This is a genomic window from Paenibacillus sp. JT31N11, from assembly GCF_056269285.1.
Genome location: NZ_JBWDNQ010000042.1, coordinates 1 through 9,323, shown reverse-complemented (window position 1 = coordinate 9,323; position 9,323 = coordinate 1). Strand labels below are relative to the sequence as shown.

Sequence of the window (9,323 nt, the reverse complement as noted above, 5' to 3'; positions counted from 1 at the left end):
AATTGCTCATGAATTTTAGCTGCCACTTCCGGATCGAGCAGTGACAGCTCAACGGCCGTATTTACCATTAAACAGCCCTTGGGTTGATTCTCTTCAAAACTGGTTATCATTATTTCAAACAACTGCCTGATGGCCTCTTTGGCAGAATTTGAACGATGAATGCGATTCGAAATATTTGCATTCGAAATCGAATTATATCGGTTCAAGACATCCATAAATAACTGATGCTTGTCTCCGAACGTATCATACAAGCTTCTTCTGTGAATACCCATGCCGTCGACAAGCTCCTGTATGGAGGTTTTTTCGTAGCCCTGCCGCCAGAATAAGTCCATTGCCTTGTCTAATACCACGTTGATATCATACTCTTTGCTTCTCGCCATGATCATTCTCACGTCCTTTTGCTGCCCTAGCTCCTGTCCGCAAACCCATATTATCATATCGAGAACGATCAGTAAAGAATTATTTTGAGTTAAGCTGCAGCCCGCAGCAATGGGGTTTTATGGGTACATTACGGATTGAACCACGAAGAAAATGGTTTCCATTTGTGGGAATCTTGATAAGATAAGGGTAGATTCTACCGCAACCAGATGCGATCAGAAATTCATTCGTAGCGAGGTTGTAAGGATGAAGAGACAAACTGCAGGGACCTTTCGATCGCGTTGGTTGGAGACACTCTTGAAGTACAAGTAAGAAGAACATTGGACAACATTAAAGCAATTCAGGAGGAGTCCGGGGCGAAATTATCGGACGCGTTACAGTAACCGGATATCTAGGCGACGGTGATGCATTCAACTCCTTCAATCAAGTTTATAAGGAATATTTACACTGCCATATCCCGCTAGAACGATAGCACCTGCTACAATGGGACCAGTCATAGTTCAAATTGACGCTATCGCCCGTATCTCGTAGTTATTTTCTGTGGCATCATTAAGCTAACGGGTACGATAGTCGAGCGTACCAAGGAGCAGTTTGCCGCCTGCAGCTACTCCTTTTACATTATGCTAACGGGCAGGTGCAGCAGCTCACAATCGTTCGGGATTACGTGGACGAACGATATGAGCAATGCTAAGGGAGGCGTACGAAGAATAAAGAGATCCAAATTGTTTTGGCTAGCGGTATCGTCTTGCTGGTCGTAAGGCTACGGAACGTTTCTACCTTCCTGCCACCCGCCCGACTGACTCATACCCTGCTTCCCTGTTATGATTTAAAATAAATAAATGACAGCAAAGGAAAGGACGGGACAATCCAGTGCCACGCAGCAGTTCTCATACACATGATTTCATGATTCAGATGGATCAGATCACAATGCGGTTTCAACAAAACCTTGTGCTAGACAGTATATCCCTGACCATCCCCAGCCAGCAGGCACTCGCTCTTGTCGGGGAGAACGGCAGCGGAAAAAGCACGCTACTTCGCATCATCGCCGGCATTTTACCCGCTTCCTCGGGGACGATCCGTTACGGCAGGGGACATGCTCCAGAGATCGGCTTCGTGCCCGACCGGCTTGCGGGACTCAGCTTCAGCGCAAATGAATATTTGATGCATATGGGACTGATTCACGGCATTGATAAAACCGAGCTTAACAAGCGTATTGCTTATTATCTGGAGCTCGTCCGTCTACAGCATGCGGGGAAAACAAGAATGCGTGATTACTCCAAGGGGATGCTGCAAAAAGTCGGCATTATCCAGGCCCTTCTGGGCAAGCCCGGGCTGCTGATCCTCGACGAGCCGCTTTCCGGACTGGATGAAGAATCCGAGCGGGATGTGCTGGCTTTGTTTGGACAGTTGAAGCAGGAGCAGCTAACGATCGTATTTGCCTGCCATGAAACCCATCTATTGGAACACCTCGCCGACCGGATCGTACGCCTCCGAAGCTCCCAGATTGATTCGGATACTCTCGCACGCGGCAGAATTCTGTCGGTCCGAATAACCGCCAAGCTTAAGAAGAATAACGCCATCGACGAATGGCATGGAAGAGCAGGCATATTGGGGGCTGCTTCAACCGACTCAGGCATCGTGCTAACAGTCACCCCGGAGGAAAGTGATAATGTGCTCCGCGAGCTACTGAAGCAGGACGCAGCCATCCTATCCCTGATCCGCTCCGAAGGAGGGTCTGTATGATGCTGACTATTGCCCGGCTAACGGCTTACCAGCTGCATTTGTTTCTTCGTTCTTACCGGTATTTCGCCCCTATAACCTTCTACCTGATTATAATTGTCTGGATCTATTCCGTCGTTCCGAATCCCGTTATGGGCAGCTACTCGGCAACAGCCGTCTTGCTTTATTTGTTCGCGTCATGGCTCGGACTCAACTTCTTTTTTACCGAGCCGCAGATTCAGCAGACGCTGACGGCAATCCATGCACGCAGGAGGAGTTACTATGCTGTCAGCCGGATACTGTCGGCCTGGATAATGGCCGCGCCGCTTGCACTCGCAGCCCTCTGCTATCCGCTTATCCGCGGCGCCTTCAAAGAAAATGCTTCACAGCAGCAGCTGGCTGTTTCGCTTTATGGCCACCTGCTGCTTGCTCTGCTCGGCGTTCTATTAGCTTATTTAGTTTTTGAATTATCCGGCTTTAAGCTGATCTCAACATTAGGCTGGCTGTTTATTGCCATAGCCCTGTCGCTGGCAGCCCTTTCCATCAGCGAGAAGCTGCCCGAATCCCTACGATGGCTGTTGTGGGTGCTGCCACCTGCCTCCTCCATCATGCGGGGTTTGACGAATTTTGATCAGCTTGATGCTCTGGGGGCAGCCGCTGCATTTGGCTTTCCGCTTCTGTATGTCATCCTGCTGTCCATCTTCGCCATCTCTCTTCCCCGTTTGAGAAAGCAGTGAATACAGGTGCAAATGGAATCAGTTCATGTAAACACTAGTTCTGCTCGATTTTTACATGTAAAGCACGAATTTTGCGATTTGGATTAGTTTATTCAGTAATATCATATTAACTGCGATAAAGCTTGTTAGACTACTATTCGGAAGTCAGATACTGGTTGCTGACGGTGTAAATAATGCCGGGGATGTTTTTGCCACAGCTGCGGCATTAATTTCGATTGTCATCTCAAAACGTCCGCCCGATAAAGATCATCCTTATGGACACGGCAAAGCTTAGGTTATCGGAGCTGGTATTGTAGCTGTGGTTTTAGTGCTGGCTGGCTTGTACATGGGTATAACTCCGTGATTGCACTAATGTAGCCCCCTCATAAAGTGGGAACACTTGATATATTATTTCTTGTTTAGAGAACGTTGGGGATTACGTTAACTGGGTACGATAGCGGAATGCCTATAGTTGCCGCGTGGCAGCCGTTCGCCCATCTAGTGGGCAATAATGATAACGACACACCAACAACTTCCGTTTAGTGTAAAATAAACCATAAGAATTGAATTGGAGGTGTATAGGGTGTTTAGGATATTGACAGTAGTTGTGTTTGCTGTCGTCACTCTCATATCTGGCTGTAGCAACGATGAATTGGTGATGTCAAAGGAATGGAAGGAAACGGGAATAGTCGAGTTAACAACAACAAATGATGAGGGAGAACAGATCAAAGCTGACTGGCTTGGGGATGACGGGCGAATTGCTATAAGTAATTCTCCATTTGTTGTGGGGAAAACACAAAAATATATGTGGCTATTATGGGGAATCAAGGATGAGATTGTGGGTAAGCCATTAAAAGTAATTGCCACAAATGAAACGGGTGAGGAGCTAACTACAGTTGAACGCATTTTAGGTGGAGAAAATTGGGGGGCAACTGCTGCATCGCCTTCAGAATTCAGTCTGCCAACGAAAGGACTATGGAAACTTAATGCTTTTGTTGGTGACAAGCTACACGGAACATTAATTGTTAATGTTAATGAAGCCTGACCATTAGCTAACGGGTACGATAGCGGAACACATTCAGGACGAGGCTAATGGCATGAACGGCAGCCTTTGCTCACCTTACTGGCAGGATTCTTTAATGAAACTTAATAGAGAGGAAGTGTTGTATAAGATTATCCTGAAATAAGTAACTGACCTAAATAATACGAAATATTGTTGGTGAAGAGGTAATCACAGATGAAAACAAGTGAGTTCAGAAAGCTAATCAAAAAGCATCTGGCACCTGCATTAAAAGAACATGGATTTATTGGAACAGATCATCATTTTATTAAAGATAACAATAACCATGTAATTAATGCTATTGTGATTCAGGCTGATAAATATGGTGGATCATGTGTTGTAGAACTTGGGGTTCATTTGGATTTCCTTCCGAATACGATAAAAGAAATTATTCCTATCAGTAAAATAACCGTTTATGATTGTGTATTCAGAAAAAGACTAGTCAATGAAGTAAATTGGTTTCAGAGAAATATTTTTCGCGTGAAGGAACCTGAAACTTGGTTCCAATATGGTCATACAGAGGACGAGTCATTAACTGAAATACAAGAAATGAAAAAATTGATTCTAAGTCAAGGAATAAGTTACTTCTCACAATTCAATGATTTTCCTTATATAATAACCTCGATACTCTTAGATGAGATAACGAACCGCTCAAAGAGATTAGACAGGTACGGAGCGCCATTGGATTTAAGAATGCCTTGTTAGTAGCTCGTACACATGCCTTTCTCGGAAATAATGCCGAAGCTTCCAACTTTGCCAGATGGGGACTTGAAAACATTGGAAAGGCAACAGGATTGATTAAAGACTTCAATGAGCTAATCGATTGAACTAGCGGGTACGATAGCGCAATACCAAGGTCATTTAAGTAACGGGTACGTAGTGAGGAGCCGCGGCAGCTCCTTTTTCATTTGTTGAAGTAACGGGCAGATTAGTTCAATTGCCAGAACAAAAGGCAGCCGATTGCTCAACAATTTCCGGGTCATGAATTTGGAGCGCAGCCTCCAGATTCATTTTTGCTCGGATGGGTTCAAATCTACCAATACAAACGCAGGGTGTGTTGAATTGATCATTCAGTAAGCCCAAATTTATCGCATCGCCGATTTAGCGGCGGACGCATTCGGAATCCTTCTCCCTCTTCATGAGGTAGAGGGTTTATTTTGCTTATTTGGGCCGCAGCAGTTATAGACAATTAGTTCAAATTCATGTATAGTTGGATACATGAGTAACCAACAGTTCAACGTCGTAATCGTTCTTAGAGAAAAGAGGTCCTTGATGAAACCGACATTGGATGAATCCCAACCAATCTTTCAACAGATTTCCCAAATGATCATGGACGAAATTGTGGGGGGCGAATTGAACGAAGAGGAACAAATTCCTTCCGAAAATGAATTGTCGCGCTTCTATAACATCAACCGGGCGACAGTACGCAAGGGTCTCCAGGCTTTGGTGGATGCAGGAATTATTTATAAACAGCGAGGAATAGGCATGTTTGTAAAGAGCGGAGCGAACCTGCAATTGTTGAAGGAACGTCAGCTTCATTATCGCGAACAGTTCGTCCTTCCCTTGTTGGAAGAAGCGAAGAGAATCGGATTAAGCAAGGATTCGGTCGTTCAGTTGATTCTGGAGGAGGAATAATGATGTTATACGTAAACGAAGTGGCGTATTCGTACGATAATGTTCCCGTTCTCGAAAAAGTATCGTTCGAGGAAAAGGAGCCGGTGATCGCGGGGCTTTGGGGGCGCAACGGAGCCGGCAAAACAACGCTGATGAGGCTATTGGCCGGTCATCAACGGCCTCATGGCGGAACGGTTCAGATTATGAGCTCGACACCTTACGGTAACCCGGCGGCAGTTCGGCACGTTTGCTACATGCAGGAAGATCATCCGTTCAGCACGATATGGACGGTGCAGGATGCGATTCGTTTCGGTCGATATTTCAATGTCAACTGGGATCAAGCAACGGCAGACCGTCTGGTCGAAACTTTCAGATTGGATCGCAAGAAGAAAGTATCCCAACTATCCAAAGGGATGAAGTCTGCGCTTCAGTTTATTATCGGGATATCTAGCCACGCCGATGTAACGATACTCGATGAGCCGACGAACGGCTTGGATGCCGGGATGCGGAAAAAGCTGTATGTGGCATTAAGAGAAAGCCATGAGGAATCGCCTCGTCTCATTCTGATTTCGACGCATCATATTGAAGAAGTCCAAACGCTCTGCGAATCGTTGATCGTTATGCACAAGGGCAAGCTGCTGCATCATCAACCGATTGACGAGTTCCGCGAGCAAGGCATATGGTTGGCTGGCGAACGGAGCGCGGTGATAAGCGTTATTGACGGTCATAAAGTACTGGAGCAAAGTGCGATGGGATCGAAAATCAGAGTGATGCTCGACGCCCCATATTCGAAGCAATGGAAAGAGCAAGCGCAAGCTTATGGACTTTCCATGGAGAAAGCGGACTTGCAAAATTATTTGCTGAATATAACGGAAGAAGCGGAGGTAAACGTATGAACGCACGGCGCGCGGTATTCCGATTGATTTATGAGGATGTGAGCTGGGTTTTTGCCAAACTGATGCTGTTGTTCATTACCGTTCCGTTGACGATCGTATGGATTATCGCCGGCTTGGTCTTTGACCTCAATCGAGAAACGATTGCCGCGATATCCGGGCCTGCGTACTTCTTTTTCGTCGGTCTCGGGCTCTTCGGATTCAAGTCCCTCTTTCCGATATCGATCGGAATGGGAAGCACGCGCGAGCAATTCCTTAAAGCTTACTACGGTGTGGGCATAGGGGGCATTATTTTCAGCGTCTTGTGTCTGAACATCTGCCAATACGCGCTAATCACGATCTATCAATGGAATTCGGTAGAAGCTGGCATTCTGCACGCCGCAAGGTTGTTTCTGGAAGAGTACCATTTCTTCGGCTATTTGTGGATCGATCTGATGGTGGGCATGGCATGCTTCGGTCTTTCTTTTTTCGGCTATGCCATCCTGTATCGGGTAGGATTTATGCGCAGCGTCATCATGTTCATGATCGTAACGGTTGCAGGCATATTTCTTTATTATGGAGGCATTATCTCCGTCTTGTTCGACTGGATATCGAATTTCAAGATGAGTGCGATAGCGATTGCTTCATGCGTCGGGGCGGTGAGTCTGGCTGCGGTATTCGCCACGTATCCGATGCTTCGCCATGCGCCATTGCATCCGATGCCGAGAAAAGGATAACAAATAAATCGATGGACCGCTATCAACAACACATAGCGTCCGGATCGGGTGTACGAGAAGCGCAAACGGCAGAGATGCCGTTTTTGCTGTTTAAAAAATACACATCCCGGAACTATGGATAACTCCGATGTAATTAGAGTTTGCGGAATTAACAGGGCTATTGCTTTAAAGATTTAGATTTAATCGTTCGATATTAAGCTAACGGGTACGATAGCAACACATGTTGGAGCAGCTTGCCAACGCCAGCTGCTCCCTTTTTGGGCTCAACTAATAGGCAGATTACGCTAATACGATCGGGCAGGATCGCTTGTGTCATTGGCAGAACGAACTCGCCGCTGTTTTTTTGCATCCTTTTTCGTTGAACAAGTTCAACCTTCCCTGAACTCTTCATTAACCGCACGGCCGACCAATGCCTTACGTTGTGGACTCGCTTATTTTGTATCACGGTGCACCGTGCTGCCATCGTAACACCTTCTTTTAAATTTGCTGTTACATAAGTTTGCCGATATTGGAAAGGATACACTTTGGGGTTCCATCATTTGGAGAAAGGGATGATTTCAGATGAACAATAACGAAATAACGGATCCAAAACAAGATGTTAACCAAGGTACGAAGAAAAACGATCAGGTGATGAATGAATCAGGAATCGACTACATCTGGGGCAGCGACCAAGATGAACTAGTCCAGAAACAGGAGAAGGAGGAGTAATTCCGATCCTGATTAACTTGGTACAAGTGCAAAAGCGATGGAATCGATCCATCGCTATTTTTGCATTGCGGCGCCGCGTTGCGCTATCGGGCAGACCTGCCTACAGCTTTACTGGTGTTGAGACCAAGGTATACGAAGCTTCAACGTTTAACTAACGGTATAACGGTCACGTACGCTAATTCAATAGTACAACGACAGTCTGAGACAGCTTCCTTAAAAACCGAGGCTTCTGTTATTTTAAAAGGAAGATTCACTTCGTTCCGTGTACTCCCCCCTGGAAGATATATACCACTCAATTCCATCCAGAATCCTTGCAAGACCGAATTCAAACTCGAACCCATTAGGGTAATCATCGCCATCATAATCTTCAGCTGAATAAGCACCTGCAAGTACGACCGGCCGAAGATAGGGAAATCTTTCTGAGGTAACAAGATGTTCTAGCGTCGTACTGTAATTAAATTCGGGGACATCCTCCGATTGATCACCGGTTAAGGCAGCGCGCTCCATATCCCTCCCATATAGGCTGTGTACTCGCACATAACCGGTTAAGAGGACAACAATAGAAATCTTCTCCCGATGATCTAATGGAAGGTCTTTCATAATTCGCAATGCCCAATCGACAATGTGTAGATGGTTCGGCGTAATCGGGATACCGGAGGCTGGGATATCGCAAAACCATTGATGATCTTGATAGATTCGCATAATGCTTTGAACAAAAAGCCGCATATTATCACGCCAATAAGCAGAATCCTCTTCTGGGATCGAGATATCGACTGCAGCGTCCTGCATAAGCAGGATGAGATCCTCTTTGCTTGGAACGTACCGGTAGAGAGCCATCGTTGTGAAGCCAAGTGATGTGGCTATCTTGCTCATGGAAACGGCGGATAGTCCTTCTTTATCGGCTATTGATATGGCGGCATCTACAATTTGGCCCAGACTCATCTCGCGCTTAGGTCCCCGCTGCGCGTGTTTGACTAACCCCCAACTAAGCGCCACAGCGTGAGGCAAAGCGCCTTCAAAATCTTTATCCATATAAAATGGCCCTCCCTAGACTGAAAATCACCGAAAAATTTTTGTTGTATCTTTATTGTATACGTCATATACTGTTTATGCAATACACAATAAAATTCAGATGGATGGAGCGGATTTATAGATGACGACAGTAAAACGAATTCTGATATCGGGAGCGAGCATTGCCGGACCGGCACTTGCTTATTGGATGCACCGCTACGGCTTCGAGGTGACAATTGTGGAACGTGCTCAAGAATTGCGGCGAGGCGGATTTGGGGTGGACATTCGCGGCGCGGCTCTAACGGTTATTGAACGGATGGGCATTCTTGATCAAGTACGTGCGGCTGACACACACATGACCGGTGTTTATTTTGTAGACCGTACCGGTAAGATTAAGGGGCGTATAAGCGAAGCGAGTCTGGGAAACGAACAAGGACTGGACATCGAGATCATGCGTGACGATCTAACGGATATTTTGTACAATTTGACCAAAGATACGATCCGTTAC

General features: G+C 46.0%; 11 protein-coding genes and 1 pseudogene. 10 read left to right on the top strand and 2 right to left on the bottom strand.

All coding sequences use genetic code 11. The annotated features are described in order from the left end of the window. Positions 1-380: TetR/AcrR family transcriptional regulator (locus AC0YNV_RS40235; RefSeq protein WP_475773055.1), on the bottom strand; the 380-nt coding region annotated here is incomplete at its 3' end. An 868-nt stretch (positions 381-1,248) separates the two neighbouring features. On the opposite strand from AC0YNV_RS40235, the gene AC0YNV_RS40230 reads away from it, so the two are divergent. The 9 genes and pseudogenes from AC0YNV_RS40230 to AC0YNV_RS40190 all read left to right on the top strand — a co-directional run bounded on the left by AC0YNV_RS40230 (position 1,249) and on the right by AC0YNV_RS40190 (position 7,804). Beyond that, positions 1,249-2,121, top strand: coding sequence for an ABC transporter ATP-binding protein (locus AC0YNV_RS40230; protein WP_475773054.1), 873 nt, complete (start codon positions 1,249-1,251; stop codon positions 2,119-2,121). Beyond that, complete coding sequence (locus tag AC0YNV_RS40225; protein ID WP_475773053.1) at positions 2,118-2,834, top strand: hypothetical protein; 717 nt, start codon at positions 2,118-2,120, stop codon at positions 2,832-2,834. Before AC0YNV_RS40230 ends, AC0YNV_RS40225 begins: the two co-directional genes overlap by 4 nt. A 76-nt stretch (positions 2,835-2,910) precedes the next feature. Further along, positions 2,911-3,105, top strand: a pseudogene (locus tag AC0YNV_RS40220) (cation efflux transmembrane domain-containing protein); the annotation flags it as partial. A gap of 303 nt (positions 3,106-3,408) precedes the next feature. Then, positions 3,409-3,858: a hypothetical protein gene (locus AC0YNV_RS40215; protein WP_475773052.1), complete on the top strand. Its 450-nt coding sequence runs from the start codon at positions 3,409-3,411 to the stop codon at positions 3,856-3,858. 192 nt (positions 3,859-4,050) lie between these two features. After that, positions 4,051-4,578 carry a DUF4304 domain-containing protein gene (locus AC0YNV_RS40210; protein ID WP_475773051.1) on the top strand — a complete coding sequence of 176 codons (528 nt, stop codon included), beginning with the start codon at positions 4,051-4,053 and terminating at the stop codon, positions 4,576-4,578. Positions 4,579-5,145: 567 nt separating this feature from the next. Beyond that, the gene (locus AC0YNV_RS40205; RefSeq protein WP_475773050.1) at positions 5,146-5,508 is read left to right on the top strand and encodes a GntR family transcriptional regulator; all 363 of its coding nucleotides are present in this window, start codon (positions 5,146-5,148) and stop codon (positions 5,506-5,508) included. Next, the gene (locus tag AC0YNV_RS40200) at positions 5,508-6,383 is read left to right on the top strand and encodes an ABC transporter ATP-binding protein (RefSeq protein WP_475773049.1); all 876 of its coding nucleotides are present in this window, start codon (positions 5,508-5,510) and stop codon (positions 6,381-6,383) included. Before AC0YNV_RS40205 ends, AC0YNV_RS40200 begins: the two co-directional genes overlap by 1 nt. Next, entirely contained in the window at positions 6,380-7,096 is a 717-nt protein-coding gene (locus AC0YNV_RS40195) for a hypothetical protein (RefSeq protein WP_475773048.1), read from the top strand. Before AC0YNV_RS40200 ends, AC0YNV_RS40195 begins: the two co-directional genes overlap by 4 nt. A gap of 561 nt (positions 7,097-7,657) precedes the next feature. Further along, positions 7,658-7,804: a hypothetical protein gene (locus AC0YNV_RS40190; RefSeq protein WP_475773047.1), complete on the top strand. Its 147-nt coding sequence runs from the start codon at positions 7,658-7,660 to the stop codon at positions 7,802-7,804. A 237-nt stretch (positions 7,805-8,041) separates the two neighbouring features. Here the strand turns inward: AC0YNV_RS40190 and AC0YNV_RS40185 are convergent, their stop codons facing one another. Next, positions 8,042-8,836 (bottom strand): TetR/AcrR family transcriptional regulator, encoded by a 795-nt coding sequence (locus AC0YNV_RS40185; RefSeq protein WP_475773046.1) that lies wholly within the window; start codon positions 8,834-8,836, stop codon positions 8,042-8,044. Between the two features lie 121 nt (positions 8,837-8,957). Here AC0YNV_RS40185 and AC0YNV_RS40180 point away from each other — a divergent pair. Then, positions 8,958-9,323: NAD-binding protein (locus AC0YNV_RS40180; protein ID WP_475773045.1), on the top strand; the 366-nt coding region annotated here is incomplete at its 3' end.